The sequence below is a fragment of the Paracoccus sp. SCN 68-21 genome (genome assembly GCF_001724535.1).
Lineage (GTDB): Bacteria > Pseudomonadota > Alphaproteobacteria > Rhodobacterales > Rhodobacteraceae > Paracoccus > Paracoccus hibiscisoli.
The window spans coordinates 14,356-31,483 of record NZ_MEES01000060.1 but is presented as its reverse complement, the minus strand read 5'-3'; the positions used below and the strand labels follow the sequence as shown (position 1 = coordinate 31,483).

Below are 17,128 nucleotides of genomic sequence, written 5' to 3'. Positions count from 1 at the left end.
TAAAGGTGCTGACATGATTCATCCTTTCTGGGAGGATGAATCACAAGCAGACCCCTTTGGGAATCCCATGATTCCGGTTTTTGCAGAAACGCTTTAATTTGATAGCAGGCATACGGCTTTGTTCAGCGACACCTCGAAAGGTGGCCAGTGTTTCGTAGCGGCGCAAACGCTGTCGGTCCTGTCTTCGGACCGGTTGACACCGTTGGATAAGCAAAGCGCGGTGAGCTGTGACCGTATCACCCTGCATTTGCCGCTCGGCGTGACCTCGCTGCATGATCCGCAGACGTTTTGCGATATCTGGTTGATGGGCACCGTAACTGGGTCCGTCAGAGGGCAGCTCCGAGGCCAGCCGAACGAGAGCAGACATAAGCGCGTATCGGCCATCCGCGACCGGAACCGCGATTTCTCCCGCGAAAGCCGAGCCGCAGCCCTCTCGCCACAATGCGGCCAGGCGGTCATGGGTGCGGCCGGGCAGCGCATTGGGTTAGTGATTGTGGCGAGGCAGGGTCGATGAGATGCGGGTGAAATCCTCGGCGTCGCGGATCGTGGCGCCTTCGGACAGCTGCGTGACAGTGTCGCGATAGATCCGCTGCCAGGGCGTCGCGGATGCGGGGGTGGCGGGGATGCCGTCGGCCTTGCGGCGCGCGATCTCGGCCTCGTCCACCAGCATGTCGCATCGCCCCTGGTTCAGGTCGATGCGGATGCAGTCGCCGGTGCGCAGCCAGGCCAGCCCCCCACCCGCCGCGCTTTCGGGCGAGGCGTTCAGAATGGACGGGCTGTCGGCGGTGCCCGATTGCCGGCCGTCGCCCAGGGTGGGAAGGCTGCGGATGCCCGCCTGGATCAGGCGGTCGGGCGGCTGCATGTTCACCACCTCGGCGGCACCCGGCCAGCCCAGAGGACCGGCGCCCCGGATCACCAGGATCGAATCCGCGTCGATCGGCAGCGCGGGGTCGTTGATGCGGGCGTGGTAATCGGCCGATCCGTCAAAGACGAAGGCCGTCGCGTCGAAGATGTTCTCTTGCCCCGGCTGAGACAGATAGCGGGCGCGAAAATCGTCGGATATGGCGCTGGTCTTCATGATCGCGAAATCGAACAGGTTGCCACGCAGAACCAGAAACCCCGCCCGCGCCATCATCGGCGCGTCATAGGGCTTGATCACCTCGCGGTCCGTGCTTTCGCGGCCCTCCAGGTTCCGGGCCATGGTCAGGCCGGTCACGGTGGGGCAATCGCCGTCCAGCACCCCCGCCTGCAGCAGCTCCCACATCACGGCGGGCACGCCGCCCGCGCGGTGGAACCGCTCACCCAGCCAGGCACCGGCGGGCTGGACATTGGCCAGCAGCGGCACGTCATAGCCATGCGCCTGCCAATCCTCGGGGCGCAGGTCGGCGCCTGCATGACGGGCCATCGCCATCAGATGCGGCTGCGCATTGGTCGAGCCACCGATGGCCGAATTGACCCGGATCGCGTTCAGGAACGCCGCCCGCGTCAGGATCTGCGAGGGGCGGATATCCTCGCGCACAAGCTCGACCGCGCGCAGGCCTGTACGATAGGCGATCTGGCCACGTTCGCGATAGGCGGCGGGGATCGCCGCGCAGCCGGTCAGCGACATGCCCAGGGCCTCGGCGATGGCGTTCATGGTGGACGCCGTGCCCATGGTGTTGCAATGCCCGATCGACGGCGCGCTGTCCAAGGCCGATTGCAGGAATTCGTCGCGGGTGATCTCTCCGGCGGACAGCTTGCGGCGCGATTGCCAGATGACCGTGCCCGAGCCGACCAGATGCCCCTCGTGCCAGCCATCCAGCATCGGGCCACCCGACAGCACGATGGCCGGGATGTCCACCGTTGCCGCCGCCATGATGGCCGATGGCGTGGTCTTGTCGCAGCCCGTCGTCAGCACCACCCCGTCAAAGGGATAGCCGTACAGCAGCTCGACCAGACCCAGATAGGCCAGGTTGCGGTCCAGCGCGGCGGTGGGGCGTTTGCAATTCTCGAACAGGGGATGGCTGGGGAATTCGATGGCGATGCCGCCGGCGTCGCGGATGCCGTCGCGGACCCGTTTCGCCAGATCCAGATGGTGGCGGTTGCAGGGGTTCAGGTCGCTGCCCGATTGCGCGATGCCGATGATCGGGCGGCCCGATCGCAGCTCCTCCGGCGTGGTGCCATAGTTCATGAACCGCTCCAGATACAGCGCGGTCATGTCGGCATGATCAGGATTGTCGAACCAGTCCTGTGATCGCAGGCGACGCGGGGCGGTCATGATGCGGCCCCCGTGCCGTTCATCGCCTCAAGGTGCAGCAGCAACCCGCTGTGGTCGACCTCGCCATGGCCTGCGGCCACGAAATCGGCGAATGCCGCGCGAACCGCCTGCGTCAGGGGCAGGGTCAGGCCGGTGGCGGTGGCCAGGTCGGTGACGGAATCCAGATCCTTCAGTTGCAGGCGCGACAGCCCGCCGGGGGCGAAATCGCGCCGGACCATGCGGCCTCCGTGCAGCTCCAGGATGCGGCTTTCGGCGAAACCGCCCCGGATCGCGTCGCGGAACCGGGCGCGGTCGGCGCCCCCGGCCTCGACCAGCATCATCGCCTCGGCCACGGCGCCGATGGTCACGGCGACGATCTGCTGGTTGGCCAGCTTGCAGACCTGGCCCGCGCCGGACGGGCCGACATGGGTCAGCCGCCCCAGGGGGGCCATCACATCTGCGATCCGGGCGATCACCGCCGCATCGCCCCCGGCCATCAGCGCCAGCGACCCCTCCTGCGCGCCGACCACCCCGCCCGAGACGGGGCAGTCCACGTGGTCGACCCCCAGCTGCGCCAGCCGTCGCGCGTGATCGCGCGCCAGATCCGGTGCGATCGACGAGGTGTCGATCAGCACCGCCCCCCGGTCCATCGCGGCCGCCACCCCGCGGTCGAACAACACCTGCGCCACGGCGGGTCCGTCCGACAGCATGGTAAAGACGATGCGCGCGCCCGCCACGGCCTGCGCCGGGTCGTCCGCCACCTGTGCGCCACCTTCCTGCAGGGCGCGGGCCTTGTCACCCGCGCGGTTCCAGACGGTCACGGCATGGCCCGCGCCCAGCAGGCGGCGCACCATCGGCGCGCCCATCAGGCCGGTCCCCAGAAATGCGATCTTGGTCACAGGCGTCCCCCCAGTTCGTCGTCGATATGCGCGCGGATGATGGCGTCAAAACTGTCCTCGGCGGTAAAGCCCAGGGCGCGGGCGCGCGTGGCCTGGAACCCCGGGGCCCAGCCTTCGCACATGGCGGTGATGGCCGCGTCCGGTTCGCGCCGGATCAGGGCCACGGCCGCGTCGCCCGCGACACGGCGCAGAGCCTCGATCTGGTCGGCCACGGTGGCGGACAGGCCGGGCATCGACAGGTTGCGCCGTGGGCCGACCGCCGCCAAATCCATCGTCGCCGCATGGATCATGAACCCCACCGCTGAGCGCGGCGAGGTATGCCAGTGCCGGATCGTGTCGGGCACCGGCAGGATCGCGGGGCGCCCCACCAGAGGTTCGCGCAGGATGTTGGAAAAGAACCCCGACGCCGCCTTGTTCGGCGGGCCGGGGCGGATGCAGATCGTAGGCAGGCGGATGCCGATGCCGTCCAGGAACCCGCGCCGGGTGTAATCCGATAGCAGCAGCTCGCAGATGGCCTTTTGCGTGCCATAGCTGGTCAGCGGCGTCGTGTGAAAATCATCCGGGATCGCGTCGGGCAGGGGCGCGCCGACCACCGCGATGGAGGAGGCGAACACCACGCGCGGGTGGTAGTCGGCCCTGGCCAGGCGGATCGCCTCGAACAGGGCGCGGGTGCTGTCCAGGTTGATGGCATAGCCCTTGGCGAAATCCGCCTCGGCCTCGCCCGAGACGATGGCGGCCAGGTGAAAGATCACGTCGGGGCGCGCGTCGATCAGCCGCGTGGCGGCGTCGGGCGCGGCCAGATCCAGATCGAGGCAGGTGACGGTTCCCCCGAACCCGTCAGGCGCGGTCGGCGCCACCACGTCGATCAGCGTCATCGCCGTGACCGGTCGGCCGCCCAGCCCACCGTCACGGGCCACCCGTTCGGCCAGCTTGCGGCCCAGCATCCCGGCAGCGCCGGTGATCAGAATGTGCATGTTCCCCCCGTCATGGACGACGCCCCCTCGGACTGGTATGATTGTCTGATAACCTGCCGACTGCAAGCCAAGAGAGAACCCCGATGCACACGATCGCTGAAACCGACGCGGACCGGCTGACCCGGATGCTGGGCGCCGACATGGTGCTGACCGGCCCGGACACGGCCCCCTATTGCCGCGATTGGTTCGGCGATGCGCAGGGCGCGGCGCTGGCGGTGCTGCGCCCGCGCGACACCGCGCAGGTGCAGGACTGCGTGCGGGCCGCGGCGGCGCTGGATCTTGGGATCGTGCCGCAGGGGGGCAATACCGGGCTGGTGCTGGGCGCGATGCCCGATACCGGCCAAGTCGTGCTGTCGCTGGAGCGGATGACCCGCATCCGCGCGCTGGACGCCGACAATTTCTCGGCTGTGGTCGAGGCGGGGACGATCCTGCACGATCTGAAACAGGCCGCAGCCGCCGAGGGGCTGTTCTTTCCCCTGACCCTTGGTGCGCAGGGGTCGTGCCGGATCGGGGGCAATGTCTCGACCAATGCGGGGGGCGTGAACGTGCTGCGCTATGGCATGACGCGGGAGCTGGTGCTGGGGCTGGAGGTGGTGCTGCCCGATGGCCGGGTGCTGGACCTGCTGTCGGGGCTGCGCAAGGACAATCGCGGCATCGACCTGAAGCAGCTGTTCATCGGGGCCGAGGGCACGCTTGGCATCATCACCGCCGTCGCGGTCAAGCTGACGCCCGCGCCCGACCGGGTGGCGACCGCGCTGGTGGCCCTGCCCCGGCTGGAGGATGCCATCACCCTCTATCGTCGCGCGCGGCGCGAATGCTGCGACCTGATGTCGGCGTTCGAGTTCATGCCGCCGCTGGCCTTTACCCTGGCGCGCGAGGCGCGGCCTGACCTGACCCTGCCGATGGCCGACACGCATCCGGCCTATGCGCTGATCGAGATTTCCGGATCGGGGCTGGTCGATATCGACGATCTGATGGCGCGCTTCCTGGAGGGGGTGTTTGCCGATGGGCTGGCGCTGGACGGGGTTGCCGCCCAATCGCAGGCGCAGGCCGCGGCCCTGTGGGCGGTGCGCGAGGGCATGAACGAGGGGCAGGCCCGGCGCGGCAAGCATCTGCGCAGCGACGTCTCGGTTCCTCTGTCGCGGCTGGCCCAGTTCGTGGCCGAGGTCGAGGCCGCCGTGACCGCGCAGCTGCCCGGCTGCACCTGCGTGTCCTATGGCCATGTGGGCGATGGCAATGTGCATCTGAATGTGCTGCCTGATCATGCGCTTGGGCCGGATAGCGTCGATGACCAGATATCGCGGGCCAAGGGCATTCTGCATCAGGTCCTGGATCGATTCGGCGGCTCGATCAGCGCCGAACATGGCATCGGGCGCCTGAAAAAGGCCGATTTCGAGGCGCGCCTGCCCGCCCCGCAGCGCAGCCTGCTGGAGGCAATCAAGCAGGCCGTCGACCCGGGGCGGATCATGAACCCGGGATGTCAGTTCGATCCCGTGAAGGGTTAGGCCATGCAGGACGCACCGACGCAGATCCTGCGGACCCAACATCTGCCCGCCCGGATCGCGGCGCAATTCGCCCGCCAGATCCAGCAGGGCGACCTGAAACCGGGCGACCGGCTGCCGACCGAAAACGCCATGTCGCGCAGCTTCGGCGTCAGCCGCACCGTCATCCGCGAGGCGATCGCCCAGCTGCGCAACGAGGGCATGATCGAGACGCGCCAGGGCGTCGGCGCCTTTGTCATCGACCGGCCCACGCGGCACATCCGCCTGGACGACCGCGCCGACAGCGACGGGCATGCGTTTCGCGACCTGTTCCAGCTGCGCGTGCCGCTGGAGATCGAGGCGGCGGGTCTGGCCGCCGCCGGTCACGGCCCGGAGCATCTGCGCCAGATGGATGCGGCCCTGGCCCGGATGCGGGTCACCGACGACACCGCGGATGACGGCATTCTGGCGGATCTGGAATTCCACCGGATCATCGCGGCCGCCACCGGCAACGATTACTTCGTGCAGTTTTTGGGCGCCGTGTCCGACCGCATCCTGCAGACCATCGTGCGGTCGCGCGAACGCATCCGCCTGGAAGAGATCGTGGCCATCGTCGAACGGGAACACACCGCCGTGCGCGATGCCATCGCCGCGCGCGACCCGGTCCGCGCGCGGGCCGCGATGCGCGCGCATATGGCCGGCTCTGCCGAACGCATCGCCCTGCGGGTGGAGTTCTATCTTTGACGCTCGGACGACAAATCTGTGGACAGGCCGGTTCACGCGCGGCTAGGGTCATCGTGTTGTCTGACATCTAAGGACAACGCGGCGTGGGGGCGTCGCATCTTCCGGAGGGACCTGCGATGACATCACCACGATCCTTGCGCGCCGACGCGATCCTGCCTGACGACGCCGACCGCGCGACGCTGGTGGGGCGCGTCTGGTCCGATGACCGCGGCGGCCCCTGCCCGGTCGTGATCCGCGCGGGTCGGGTGCTGGACCTGACCGGCGTCGCGGCCACGATGTCGGGGCTTCTGGAGCGGTCGGACCTGCATGCCGCGCTGGCCGCCGATCTGCCCGATCTGGGCGGGCTGGACGCGTTTCTGGATGGCCGCGCGGGACGCCTGCTGGCGCCGGTGGACCTTCAGGCGATCAAGGCCGCAGGCGTCACCTTTGCCGACAGCATGCTGGAGCGCGTGATCGAGGAGCAGGCCCGCGGCGACAGCGCCCGTGCCACCGAGATCCGCGCGCGCCTGGCCCCGGTCATCGGCGACAGCCTGCGCGGGGTGGCGGCCGGGTCCGACAAGGCCGCTTCCGTCAAGGCGCTGCTGCAGCAGATGGACCTGTGGTCGCAATATCTGGAGGTAGGCATCGGCCCCGACGCCGAGATTTTCACCAAGGCGCAGCCCATGTCCGCCGTGGGCTGCGGCGATCTGGTGGGCATCCACCCCATCTCGGACTGGAACAACCCGGAACCCGAGGTGGTGCTGGTCATCCGCTCGGACGGCGCGATCCTGGGCGCGACGCTTGGCAATGACGTGAACCTGCGCGATGTCGAGGGGCGGTCCGCCCTGCTGCTGGGCAAGGCCAAGGACAACAATGCCTCCTGCGCGCTTGGGCCGTTCATCCGGCTGTTCGACGACGGCTTCACCCAGGGCGATCTGGAACAGGCCACCGTATCCCTGCGGGTCGAGGGGCAGGACGGGTTCCAGATGACCGGCGACAGCCCGATGGCCGCGATCAGCCGCACACCGTCCGATCTGGCAGCACAACTGCTGAACCGGTCGCATCAATATCCCGACGGGGCGGTGCTGTTCCTGGGCACCATGTTCGCCCCGGTCAAGGACCGCCGCGCCCCCGGCCAGGGCTTCACCCACGAGACCGGCGACCGGGTCGAGATCGCCTCGCCCCGCCTCGGCCGCCTGGTGAACTGGGTCGAGCGGACCGACCGCTGCCCGGAATGGACATTCGGCACAGGGGCGCTGATGCGCAACCTGACCCGGCGCGGTCTGGCCGAGAGGATCTGAGACCATGTCCCGGCTGTCGCGGTTCTTCTTCGGCTTTCTGGACGTGCTGCTGGCGGCTCTGCTGGGGTCGATGGCGCTGATGGTCTTCGTCAACGTCGTCATGCGCTACACGATGAATTCCGGCCTGCCGCTGTCGGACGAGCTGTCGCGTTTTGCCTTCGTCTGGCTGACCTTCATCGGCGCGGTCGTCGTCTATCACCACCGCCAGCATATGGGGATGGAGACGGTCGTGGCCCAGTTCGGCCCGCGCGGGCGCCGGGTGCTGATGGGCATATCGGACCTGATCATCCTGGGCTGCGCGGGCGTGCTGATGCACGGCACCTGGAAGCAGCTGCCCATCAATGCCAGCATGAGCGCACCGGTGTCCGGCCTGTCGATGGCCTGGGTCTATGGCATCGGCCTGTTCACCGGCGCGGGCATCATCATCATCACGATCGAGCGCCTGTTCCGCCTGGCCACCGGCCGCATCACCGAAGCCGAGCTGCGCGGTTTCGGCGGAGAGATGGACGATCTCTATGACAGCCCCGCGCGGGCCAAGGCGGGGGACCGTGCCGAATGACGCTGCTGGTCTTTATCGTCTCGCTGATCGGGGCCATGTCGCTTGGCGTACCGGTGGCATTCGCGCTGATCTTCTGCGGCGTGATCCTGATGTCCTTCATGGGCATGTTCAACACCCAGATCATTGCCCAGAACATGCTGATCGGCGCGGATACCTTCACCCTTCTGGCGATCCCCTTCTTCATCCTGGCCGGAGAGCTGATGAACGCGGGCGGGTTGTCCAAGCGCATCATCGAATTCGCGATCACCTTCGTCGGTCATATCCGAGGCGGGCTGGGGCTGGTGGCGATCATCGCGGCGGTCATCATGGCCTCGATCTCGGGGTCGGCTGCGGCGGATACGGCGGCGCTGGCGGCGATCCTGATCCCGATGATGGCGCGGGCGGGCTATAACGTGCCGCGATCCGCCGGTCTGATCGCGGCGGGGGGCGTGATCGCGCCGGTCATCCCGCCGTCGATGGCCTTCATCATCTTTGGCGTCGCCGCAAACGTGTCGATCAGCCAGCTGTTCATGGCGGGCATCGTGCCGGGCCTGCTGATGGGGGTGTCGCTGGTCATCACCTGGATGATCGTGGCGGGCCGCGACAACGTGCAAACCCTGCCACGCGCACCCTGGACCGAGCGTCGCCGGTCGATCGGCCGGGCGGCCTGGGCGTTGGGCATGCCGGTCATCATCCTGGGCGGCATCCGCATGGGCGTCGTGACCCCGACCGAGGCGGCGGTCGTGGCCGCCTTCTATGCGTTGTTCGTTGGCATGGTCGTCTATCGCGAGTTGAAGCCCCGCGACCTGCTGAGCGTGCTGATCGCAGCGGGGCGCACCACGGCGGCGATCATGTTTCTGGTCTGCGCGGCGCTGGTGTCCGCGTGGCTGATCACCGCGGCCAACATCCCCAACGAGATCGCGGGCTATATCGCGCCGCTGATCGAGAACCCCAAGCTGCTGATGCTGGTCATCATGCTGCTGATCCTTGTGGTCGGCACCGCGCTGGACCTGACGCCCACGATCCTGATCCTGACGCCGGTGCTGATGCCCATTGTCATCAAGGCGGGGATCGACCCGGTCTATTTCGGGGTCATGTTCATCATGAACTGTTGCGTCGGGCTGCTGACGCCGCCGGTGGGCGTGGTGCTGAACGTGGTCAGCGGCGTGGGGCGGGTGCCGCTTGGCAAGGTGATCCGGGGCGTCTGGCCGTTCCTGATCGCACATATTCTGGTGATCCTGCTGCTGGTGGCATTCCCCAGCATCGTGATTGTTCCGGCACGCTGGTTTTACTGACGACAATTCCTGAGGGAGGAGACACCATGACCATTCTGAAAACGGCCCTGTGCCTGACCACGGCCCTTGCGGTCGCAACCCCCGCCCTGGCCCAGTTCCAAGAGCGTACGTTCCGCGTCTCGAACGGCATCAACGAGGATCACCCCGTAGCCACCGGCATGGCCGCGATGCAGGAATGCCTGAACGAGGCGACGGGCAGTTCCATGACCATGCAGGGGTTCTGGGGCGGCGCGCTTGGCGGCGATCTGCAGGCCACGCAGGCCGTCCGGTCGGGCCTGCAGGAGGCGGTCGTGACCTCATCCTCGCCGCTGGTGGGAATGATCCCGGCGCTTGGCGTGTTTGACCTGCCCTTCCTGTTCCGCACGCCTGAGGAGGCCTATGCCGTCATGGACGGCGAGTTCGGCGAGATGCTGGACGCAAAGCTGGACGAGGTCGGGCTGGTCAATCTGGGCTATTGGGAAAACGGTTTCCGCAACATGTCCAACTCTCAGCGCCCTATCGAGACCTGGGAGGATTTCCAGGGCATGAAGGTCCGGGTGATGCAGAACAACATCTTCCTGGATACATTTTCCAACTTCGGCGCCAATGCCACGCCGATGTCCTTCGGAGAGGTGTTCTCGGCGCTGGAGACGCGCGCCATCGATGCGCAGGAAAACCCGTATGTCACCATCGATACCTCTAAATTCTACGAGGTGCAGTCCTATATCAGCGAGACGCGCCACGCCTATACGCCCTTCCTGTTCCTGTTCTCCAAGGCGATCTTCAACAGCTATTCCCCCGAGGAACAGCAGGCCCTGCGCGATTGCGCGACCGTCGGGCGCGACGTCGAACGCGCCGCCATCCAGGAGCTGAACCTGGAATCTCTGGCCCGGATGGAGGCGGCAGGCCTGCAGTTCAACACCCTGTCCGTCGCCGCGCAGGAGGAGATGCTGGAGAAATCGCAGGTCGTCTATGAAACGCACCGTGCCGCCATCGGCGAGGATGTGGTCGATCAGGTGCAGGCCATCCTGGCCGATCTGCGCGGCCAGTAAGGGCCACGGGCGCGCGGGATCGCGCGCCCGTTTCATGACAGGGGGTCCGGCATGACCGGCAACAGGGCGGGCGCCCTGCTGATGCTGCTCGGCATGGCGGCATTCGCGGGCAATGACGCGATCGGCAAATGGCTGGTGGCCGATTACGGGGTGGCGCAGGTGATCCTGCTGCGGTCGCTGGCGGCGGGGCTGCTGATGGCGCCGTTGCTGCTGCGCGGGGGCCGGGTGGTCGCGCGCATCCGCGCGGCGCCCCGCCCGCGCCTGCAGGCCCTGCGCGCGATCTGTGCCACGGCCGAGGTGTTTTGCTTCTATCTGGCGGTGTCGCATATGCCGCTGGCGGATGTGATGGCCTTCTGGATGGCGGCGCCCATCTATGTGGTCGCGATCTCTCCGCTGCTTCTGGGCGAACGGGTGGGGGCGCGAACCTGGGCGGCGGTCGCTGTGGGTTTTGCCGGGGTGTTGATCCTGCTGGCGCCAAGCCTGCAGGTCTCGGGGCCGGGTGTGGTCTTCGCGCTGCTGGGGACAGCGGCCTTTGCCGCAATCATGGTGCTGGGCCGGTCGCTGCGCGAGACGCCGGACCGCGATCTGGTGCTGTTCCAGCTGGCGGCGGCGGCGGGGGCCGGGCTGCTGCTGGCGCCGTTCGACTGGCAGCCGGTGCAGTCGTCAGGTGATCTGGCGCTGTTGTTCGTGCTGGGCGTGGTGGCGACCGCCGCGCATATGCTGGTCACGCGGGCGCTGAAGCTGGCCGATGCGTCCGTCGTGGCGCCGCTGCAATATTCGCTGCTGGTCTGGGGCGCGGTGCTGGGGTTCCTGGTCTTTGGCGACATCCCCGCGCCGGGGATGATGCTGGGCGCGGCGCTGATTGTCGCATCAGGCCTGATCGTGCTGCGCCGCGCGCCAAGGGTCGCGCCGGAACCCCCGGTCCCGGCGCAGCCTGGGGTCAGACAAAGCGGTTGACCCAGTTCTCCAGCCGCTCCTGCCCGCCCGACACGGGCTGCGGGTCCAGGTCGCGCTCCTCGACCCGGGCGGCGATGCGGTCCAGCGGCTGATCCAGCATGGCCTGCGCCTCGGGGCGGTCCCACCCGGCATAGCGCAGGGCGCGCATCCGCTCCAGCCCGCCATCCTCCAGCATGGCGGCTGCGGCCTTCAGGCCGCGCGCGCAGACGTCGATGGCGCCGACATGGGCCAGCACCAGATCCTCGGGGTCCAGCGACTGGCGCCGCACGCGGGCGTCGAAATTGGTGCCGCCGGTGGTGAACCCGCCCGCGCGCAGCACCTCGTAATAGGCCAGCGCGGTCTCGGGGACGTTGTTGGGGAACTGGTCGGTGTCCCAGCCCGACTGATAGTCGTTGCGGTTCATGTCGATCGACCCCAGCATGTCCAGCGAAGCCGCCAGCGCCAGCTCATGCTCGAATGAATGCCCGGCCAGGATCGCGTGCCCCTGTTCGATGTTCAGCTTGACCTCGTTCTCCAACCCGAACCGCTTGAGGAAACCATAGACCGTCGCCACGTCGAAATCATACTGATGCTTGGCGGGTTCCTGGGGCTTGGGTTCGATCAGGATCGCGCCCTTGAAGCCGATCTTGTGTTTGTATTCCACGACCTTGGTCAGGAACCGCCCCGCCTGTTCGGCCTCGCGCCCCAGATCGGTGTTCAGCAGTGTCTCATACCCCTCGCGGCCACCCCACAGCACGTAGTTCTGGCCGTCCAGACGGTGGGTGACATCCATGCAGGCCTTCACGCAGGCCGCGGCATAGGCGAACACCTCGGGGTCGGGATTGGTCGCGGCACCGGCCATCCAGCGACGGTGGCTGAACATGTTGGCCGTGCCCCACAGCAGCTTGGTGCCGGTCTGCTCCATCTTGGCCCCAAAGATGTCGCAGATCTCGTCCAGATTGCGGCGGCTTTCGGCGAAGGTCGCGCCTTCAGGGCGCACATCGGCGTCGTGGAAACAGAAGAACGGCTGGCCCAGAATGGCGAACAGATCGAAGGCGGCATCGGCCTTGGCCCGCGCGGCGGCCATGTCGTCGCCATACCACGGGCGATCATAGGTGCGCCCGCCGAAGGGGTCCGCGCCCTCATAGGCCAAGCTGTGCCAATAGGCGACGGCCAAGCGCAGGTGGTCCTCCATCCGCTTACCCATGACGACCTGATCGGGGTCGTAATGGCGATAGGCGAATTCGTCGTCGCTGTCCGGTCCGGCATAGCGGATGGGGGCGATATCCTTGAAATAACCGGTCATGTTTGGTCCCTCGGCTTTCGGTTTTCGGTCAGCGCGCAGCCCAAGTCAGCCCGCGCCGCAGGATGGTCTGCGCCTGCGGATGGTCCAGTTCGGCGGCGTTGTGGCCCAGTGCGGAATAAAAGACCCGCCCGGCGCCAAAGCGGTGTTTCCACACCACCGGCATTGCCGTTCCCTTGGTCCAGGGGGCATGCGTGCCGTCGAATGTGGTGGTCGCCAGCACATCGATCCCCGGATCGACATGCAGGTAGTACTGTTCCGAGTGGTAGTCGAAATCCCCCACGCCCTGCATGATCGGGTCATCGGGCGCGGTGATCTGCACGCGGTAATCCAGAAGGTCGCCGGGATGCGCCACCCACTGACCGCCGGTCATGAACTGATACGCGGGCTGGGCGCGGAACGTGTCGCCCATGCCGCCGTGAAAGCCCGCAAGCCCGGTCCCGGCCTGGATGGCGGCGATCAGGTTGGCCAGCGCCTCGGGGTCGATCTGGGCCTGGGTCATCATCGGGACGATCAGGTCGAACCGGCCCAGATCGCCTTGGGCCAGGACATCGGTTCCGGGCTGGCTGTCGACCTGAAACCCGTCCTGGGTCAGCATCTGTGTCACACGGTCGGCGCAGGCCTGGGGCTCGTGCCCCTCCCATCCTCCCCAGAAGATCAGTGCGGTTTTGGTCATGCGGCCTCCGGTGCGGCTGTCAGGGGTGGCAGCGCGTCAGGGCGCGCGCAATCCGTGGACAGGGTCAAGGTGCGGCCCGTGCGGGCGGCCTCCAGCAGGGTTTCGATCACGTCGAGGACATGCAGCGCCAGGTCGCCGCTGGCGCGATGCGGGCGGTCATCGGCGATGGCCTGCGCCATGTCGGCCAGCCCAAGGCCGCGATGATTGTCGTCACCATGCGCGTGGGTCATGGGCTGCGCCTGCCAGCCGTCGGCACCGGACAGCATCACCGTCCCGTCAAAGCGGTTCGGATCGGGGATCAGCAGCGAGGCGTCGGTGCCGTACAGTTCCAGCGGGCTGTGCGTATGGGCGCGCACGTCAAAGCTGGTCACGACCTGGACCAGCGCGCCCGAGGCAAAGCCCAGCACCCCCACCACATGGGTCTGCGCGTCAACAGTGACGGGCTGCCCCGCGCGCGGTCCGGTGGCGATGATGCGGCTGTCATGGGCGCGCGCCGCCATGGCGCTGACCTGTCGTACCGGGCCCAGCAGGTTCACCATCGCGGTGATGTAATAGGGCCCCATGTCGAACAGTGGCCCCGCCCCCGGCCCCTGATAGTAGAAATCGGGGTTGGGGTGCCAGCGTTCGTGCCCCGCCAGCATCAGCGTGGCCGTGCCTGCGACGGGCCGCCCGATGGCGCCCGCATCGACCAGGGCGCGTGCGGTCTGATGCCCGCCCCCCAGAAAGGTGTCGGGCGCACAGCCGATGCGCAGGCCCCGCGCGCCGGCCATGTCGGCCAGTTGCCGCGCCTGAGCCATATTAACGGCGAGGGGCTTTTCGGAATAGACATGCTTGCCCGCGCGCAGGGCGGCCAGCCCGACCTCCAGATGGGCGGCGGGCACGGTCAGGCTGACCACGATATCGATATCGTCGCGCGCCAGCAGCGCGTCGGGCGTCAGCGCGTCGATGCCATGGTCCTGCGCCTTCACCTGCGCCGCGTCGGGGCGCAGGTCGGCCACCGCGCGCAGGGCCAGCTGCGGAAACCGCGCGGCGTTCCGCAGATAGATGTCGCTGATCACGCCGCAGCCGATGATGCCGATGCCCTCGGGGGTCATGCCGGGTCCTGCATGCGTTGGCCGTCTGCGTCGAACAGATGCAGGTGCCGGCGTTCGGGGGTCAGGAACAGCGTTTCGCCCGCGCGCAGGCGGCGGTCGCCGGGCAGGCGGACGGTGACGTCGCCCGTGCCCGCGACATGGGCGTGCACGACCGTATCGGCGCCAAGCGTCTCGACGACCTGGGCGGTGGCGGGCCAGTATCCCGTATCGTCCGACACAGCGATATGTTCGGGGCGGATGCCCATCGTCGCCACGTCGTCGCGTCCGATGGCCGTGCCCGGCAGCAGGTTCATCTTGGGCGATCCGATGAACCCCGCCACGAACGCGGTCTGCGGGCGGTCATAGAGGTCCATGGGCGCGCCCACCTGCTCGATCCGGCCTGCGTTCATCACGACGATCTGGTCGGCCAGGGTCATCGCCTCGACCTGGTCATGGGTGACATAGATCATCGTGGCGTCCAGCGACTGGTGCAGCTGCGCCAGTTCCACCCGCATCTGGGTGCGCAGGGCGGCGTCCAGGTTCGACAGAGGTTCGTCGAACAGGAACACCTTGGGCTGGCGCACGATGGACCGCCCGATGGCCACGCGCTGACGCTGGCCGCCCGACAGCTGGCTGGGCTTGCGGTCCAGATAATCGGTCAGGGCCAGGATGCGGGCGGCCTCGGCCACGCGGGTCTGGCGTTCCGCAGCCGGAACCTTGGCCAGGCGCAGGCCGAAATCGATGTTCTGCGCGACCGTCATGTGCGGATAAAGCGCATAGGACTGAAACACCATCGAGATGCCGCGTTTGGACGGCTCGTCAAAGGTGACGTCCTGACCGCCGATGCGGACCGTCCCCGCCGTGGGCATCTCCAGCCCCGAGATGATGCGCAGCAGCGTGGACTTGCCGCAGCCCGAGGGGCCGACCAGCACGGTGAACGACCCCTCGGGGACGGTCAGGTCCAGATCGGGCAGCACGGTCAGCCCGCCGAATGATTTGCTGATGCTCTCCAGCCGCACCTCAGCCATGATCGCGCCCCTCGTAGCGGAAGGACAGCACATCCGCATGCCGTCCGCGCCCCGCGGTGTCATGCGCGCAGACCCCCACGAAGGCGCCGGTGAAGTTGTTGCCCGGCCCGTTCCCCGCCTCGTCCGAGATCGCGGATTGGTCCAGCACGATGCCCAGATCGGTCCAGTCGTCATCGGTGCGATAGCGGAAGCGCAGCGACGCGCCCTCCACGTCGCAGCCCAGATGCACGGGGCCATCGGGCAGCGGGATCGGCGTGATCGGATAGGTCACGCGGGCATCGGGCCAGTCGGCGGCGCAGCTGTAGACGGTCAGCACCCGCGTGCCGTCCTCGGTCGCGGTGATGGCCAGATAGTGGAACTTGAACCGGCCATACCAGGCGATCAGGCCCGCGAAATGCTGATAGTCGCCGGGGGTCATGTCGATTTCGGTTTCCGCCACAAAGGACAGATGCGTCTGGCGGCGCGCGACCAGCGCGTGGTCGAATTGCGACCCCGGCGATTCCCGCCCGAACAGGCGCAGCGCGTCAGGGCGCGCGGTCATCGAGAACAGCCTGTCGGGATGCGGCGTGCGCAGCCATTGGAACGCGGGCGGCAGGCGGTCGCCATCGAACCGCGTCAGCGCGGGCTCGGGGTCGAACGGATGGTCGGGCAGATCGCAGGGGGCGGTGTCGGCGGGCGCATTGCCACCATGGGCCAGGCGGGGGAACTGCCCCTCGTCCCAGATCAGCTTCTGGATCGCGGTTTCGCGCCCCAGGGGGGATCGGCGGACGTCATCGGCATGGATGCCGCCCTGACCCACCGGCAGCGCCCGCGTTTCCGGCAGCGGACGCGAGCACAGATGCACCATGTAGACCTGACCGTCCTGCGTCTCGACGATATCGGCGTGGCCGGTGCGCTGCAGCAGCCCGTCGGTGCCGCGCGCGGTCAGGATATGCTTGGCGGGGTCGGTCTCGTACGGGCCGAACAGGTCGCGCGACCGGGCCATGGTGACGGCGTGGTCATAGCCGGTGCCGCCCTCGGCGGTCAGCAGGTAATACCAGCCGTCGCGACGGTAGAGATGCGGCCCCTCGGTCAGTTTCAGATCGGTGCCGCGATAGATGTTGTGGACGGGGCCGACCAGCGCGCGATCCTCGACCGAATATTCCTGCATGACGATGCCGCCAAAGCGGTCTCCGCCCGTCTGGTTGTGGTCCCAGATCATGTTCAGCAGCCATTTGCGCCCGTCCGCGTCATGGAACAGCGACGGATCGAACCCGGACGAGTTCAGATAGACCGGGTCCGACCACGGCCCCTCGATGGACGGCGCGGTGACCAGATAGTTGTGGCTGTCCTTCCACGCGCCGTCGCGGCGCTTGACGTCGGTATAGATCAGCCAGAACAGCCCGTCCGCATGGGTCAGGCAGGGCGCCCAGACCCCGCCGCTGTCGGGATCGCCGCGCAGGTCCAGCTGCGCCGCCCGGTCGAGCGGGCGGGTGACCAGCCGCCAGTGCGCCAGGTCGCGCGAATGGTGGATCTGCACGCCCGGATACCATTCAAAGGTCGAGGTCGCGATGTAGTAATCGTCGCCCACCCGGACGATCGAGGGGTCGGGGTTGAAACCGGGCAGGATCGGGTTCTGGATCAGGGTCATGGCG

The 17,128-nt window shown here is 67.6% G+C and carries 15 protein-coding genes; 7 read left to right on the top strand and 8 right to left on the bottom strand.

The window, feature by feature from the left end:
- Window positions 1-484: 484 nt before the first annotated feature.
- The 3 genes from ABS73_RS13200 to denD are packed head-to-tail and all read right to left on the bottom strand — an operon-like array spanning window position 485 to window position 4,109.
- Complete coding sequence (locus tag ABS73_RS13200; RefSeq protein ID WP_277021486.1) at window positions 485-2,257, bottom strand: IlvD/Edd family dehydratase; 1,773 nt, start codon at window positions 2,255-2,257, stop codon at window positions 485-487.
- The gene (locus tag ABS73_RS13195) at window positions 2,254-3,135 is read right to left on the bottom strand and encodes an NAD(P)-dependent oxidoreductase (RefSeq protein ID WP_277021483.1); all 882 of its coding nucleotides are present in this window, start codon (window positions 3,133-3,135) and stop codon (window positions 2,254-2,256) included. The genes ABS73_RS13200 and ABS73_RS13195 overlap by 4 nt, the downstream gene beginning before the upstream one ends.
- Entirely contained in the window at window positions 3,132-4,109 is a 978-nt protein-coding gene (denD, locus tag ABS73_RS13190) for a D-erythronate dehydrogenase (protein ID WP_277021480.1), read from the bottom strand. The genes ABS73_RS13195 and denD overlap by 4 nt, the downstream gene beginning before the upstream one ends.
- Before the next feature lie 83 nt (window positions 4,110-4,192).
- Here denD and ABS73_RS13185 point away from each other — a divergent pair, with 83 nt between their 5' ends.
- The 7 genes from ABS73_RS13185 (at window position 4,193) to ABS73_RS13155 (ending at window position 11,435) form a co-directional block, all read left to right on the top strand.
- Window positions 4,193-5,614, top strand: coding sequence for an FAD-binding oxidoreductase (locus tag ABS73_RS13185; protein WP_277021479.1), 1,422 nt, complete (start codon window positions 4,193-4,195; stop codon window positions 5,612-5,614).
- A 3-nt stretch (window positions 5,615-5,617) separates the two neighbouring features.
- Window positions 5,618-6,334 carry a FadR/GntR family transcriptional regulator gene (locus tag ABS73_RS13180; RefSeq protein ID WP_277021476.1) on the top strand — a complete coding sequence of 239 codons (717 nt, stop codon included), beginning with the start codon at window positions 5,618-5,620 and terminating at the stop codon, window positions 6,332-6,334.
- Window positions 6,335-6,450: 116 nt separating this feature from the next.
- The gene (locus ABS73_RS13175) at window positions 6,451-7,614 is read left to right on the top strand and encodes a fumarylacetoacetate hydrolase family protein (protein WP_277021473.1); all 1,164 of its coding nucleotides are present in this window, start codon (window positions 6,451-6,453) and stop codon (window positions 7,612-7,614) included.
- 4 nt (window positions 7,615-7,618) lie between these two features.
- Window positions 7,619-8,173, top strand: coding sequence for a TRAP transporter small permease (locus tag ABS73_RS13170; protein ID WP_277021470.1), 555 nt, complete (start codon window positions 7,619-7,621; stop codon window positions 8,171-8,173).
- On the top strand, window positions 8,170-9,447 hold the full coding sequence (locus ABS73_RS13165) for a TRAP transporter large permease (RefSeq protein WP_277021467.1): 1,278 nt from the start codon (window positions 8,170-8,172) through the stop codon (window positions 9,445-9,447). Before ABS73_RS13170 ends, ABS73_RS13165 begins: the two co-directional genes overlap by 4 nt.
- 26 nt (window positions 9,448-9,473) lie before the next feature.
- A complete protein-coding gene (locus ABS73_RS13160; protein ID WP_277021465.1) occupies window positions 9,474-10,478 on the top strand; it encodes a DctP family TRAP transporter solute-binding subunit in 1,005 nt (334 codons plus the stop codon).
- A gap of 51 nt (window positions 10,479-10,529) precedes the next feature.
- Window positions 10,530-11,435, top strand: coding sequence for a DMT family transporter (locus tag ABS73_RS13155; protein ID WP_277021462.1), 906 nt, complete (start codon window positions 10,530-10,532; stop codon window positions 11,433-11,435).
- Here the strand turns inward: ABS73_RS13155 and xylA are convergent.
- From xylA to ABS73_RS13130, 5 genes are read right to left on the bottom strand one after another with little or no spacing between them, the layout of a single operon-like run.
- Window positions 11,419-12,720: a xylose isomerase gene (xylA, locus tag ABS73_RS13150; RefSeq protein WP_277021459.1), complete on the bottom strand. Its 1,302-nt coding sequence runs from the start codon at window positions 12,718-12,720 to the stop codon at window positions 11,419-11,421. The genes ABS73_RS13155 and xylA overlap by 17 nt on opposite strands.
- A 28-nt stretch (window positions 12,721-12,748) precedes the next feature.
- Window positions 12,749-13,393, bottom strand: a complete 645-nt coding sequence (locus tag ABS73_RS13145; protein WP_277021456.1) for a ThuA domain-containing protein — start codon at window positions 13,391-13,393, stop codon at window positions 12,749-12,751.
- Entirely contained in the window at window positions 13,390-14,487 is a 1,098-nt protein-coding gene (locus tag ABS73_RS13140; protein ID WP_277021454.1) for a Gfo/Idh/MocA family protein, read from the bottom strand. Before ABS73_RS13140 ends, ABS73_RS13145 begins: the two co-directional genes overlap by 4 nt.
- The gene (locus tag ABS73_RS13135; protein WP_277021451.1) at window positions 14,484-15,494 is read right to left on the bottom strand and encodes an ABC transporter ATP-binding protein; all 1,011 of its coding nucleotides are present in this window, start codon (window positions 15,492-15,494) and stop codon (window positions 14,484-14,486) included. Before ABS73_RS13135 ends, ABS73_RS13140 begins: the two co-directional genes overlap by 4 nt.
- Window positions 15,487-17,124: a glycoside hydrolase family 43 protein gene (locus ABS73_RS13130; RefSeq protein ID WP_277021449.1), complete on the bottom strand. Its 1,638-nt coding sequence runs from the start codon at window positions 17,122-17,124 to the stop codon at window positions 15,487-15,489. The genes ABS73_RS13135 and ABS73_RS13130 overlap by 8 nt, the downstream gene beginning before the upstream one ends.
- Window positions 17,125-17,128 lie beyond the last annotated feature (4 nt).

Coding starts and splice junctions, on each gene's coding strand:
- ABS73_RS13180 (WP_277021476.1), top strand. CDS start 5,618: ATGCAGGACGCACCGACGCAGATCCTGCGGACCCAACATCTGCCCGCC.
- ABS73_RS13155 (WP_277021462.1), top strand. CDS start 10,530: ATGACCGGCAACAGGGCGGGCGCCCTGCTGATGCTGCTCGGCATGGCG.
- ABS73_RS13145 (WP_277021456.1), bottom strand. CDS start 13,393: ATGACCAAAACCGCACTGATCTTCTGGGGAGGATGGGAGGGGCACGAG.
- ABS73_RS13170 (WP_277021470.1), top strand. CDS start 7,619: ATGTCCCGGCTGTCGCGGTTCTTCTTCGGCTTTCTGGACGTGCTGCTG.
- ABS73_RS13200 (WP_277021486.1), bottom strand. CDS start 2,257: ATGACCGCCCCGCGTCGCCTGCGATCACAGGACTGGTTCGACAATCCT.
- denD (WP_277021480.1), bottom strand. CDS start 4,109: ATGCACATTCTGATCACCGGCGCTGCCGGGATGCTGGGCCGCAAGCTG.
- ABS73_RS13185 (WP_277021479.1), top strand. CDS start 4,193: ATGCACACGATCGCTGAAACCGACGCGGACCGGCTGACCCGGATGCTG.
- ABS73_RS13140 (WP_277021454.1), bottom strand. CDS start 14,487: ATGACCCCCGAGGGCATCGGCATCATCGGCTGCGGCGTGATCAGCGAC.
- xylA (WP_277021459.1), bottom strand. CDS start 12,720: ATGACCGGTTATTTCAAGGATATCGCCCCCATCCGCTATGCCGGACCG.
- ABS73_RS13130 (WP_277021449.1), bottom strand. CDS start 17,124: ATGACCCTGATCCAGAACCCGATCCTGCCCGGTTTCAACCCCGACCCC.
- ABS73_RS13165 (WP_277021467.1), top strand. CDS start 8,170: ATGACGCTGCTGGTCTTTATCGTCTCGCTGATCGGGGCCATGTCGCTT.
- ABS73_RS13135 (WP_277021451.1), bottom strand. CDS start 15,494: ATGGCTGAGGTGCGGCTGGAGAGCATCAGCAAATCATTCGGCGGGCTG.
- ABS73_RS13175 (WP_277021473.1), top strand. CDS start 6,451: ATGACATCACCACGATCCTTGCGCGCCGACGCGATCCTGCCTGACGAC.
- ABS73_RS13160 (WP_277021465.1), top strand. CDS start 9,474: ATGACCATTCTGAAAACGGCCCTGTGCCTGACCACGGCCCTTGCGGTC.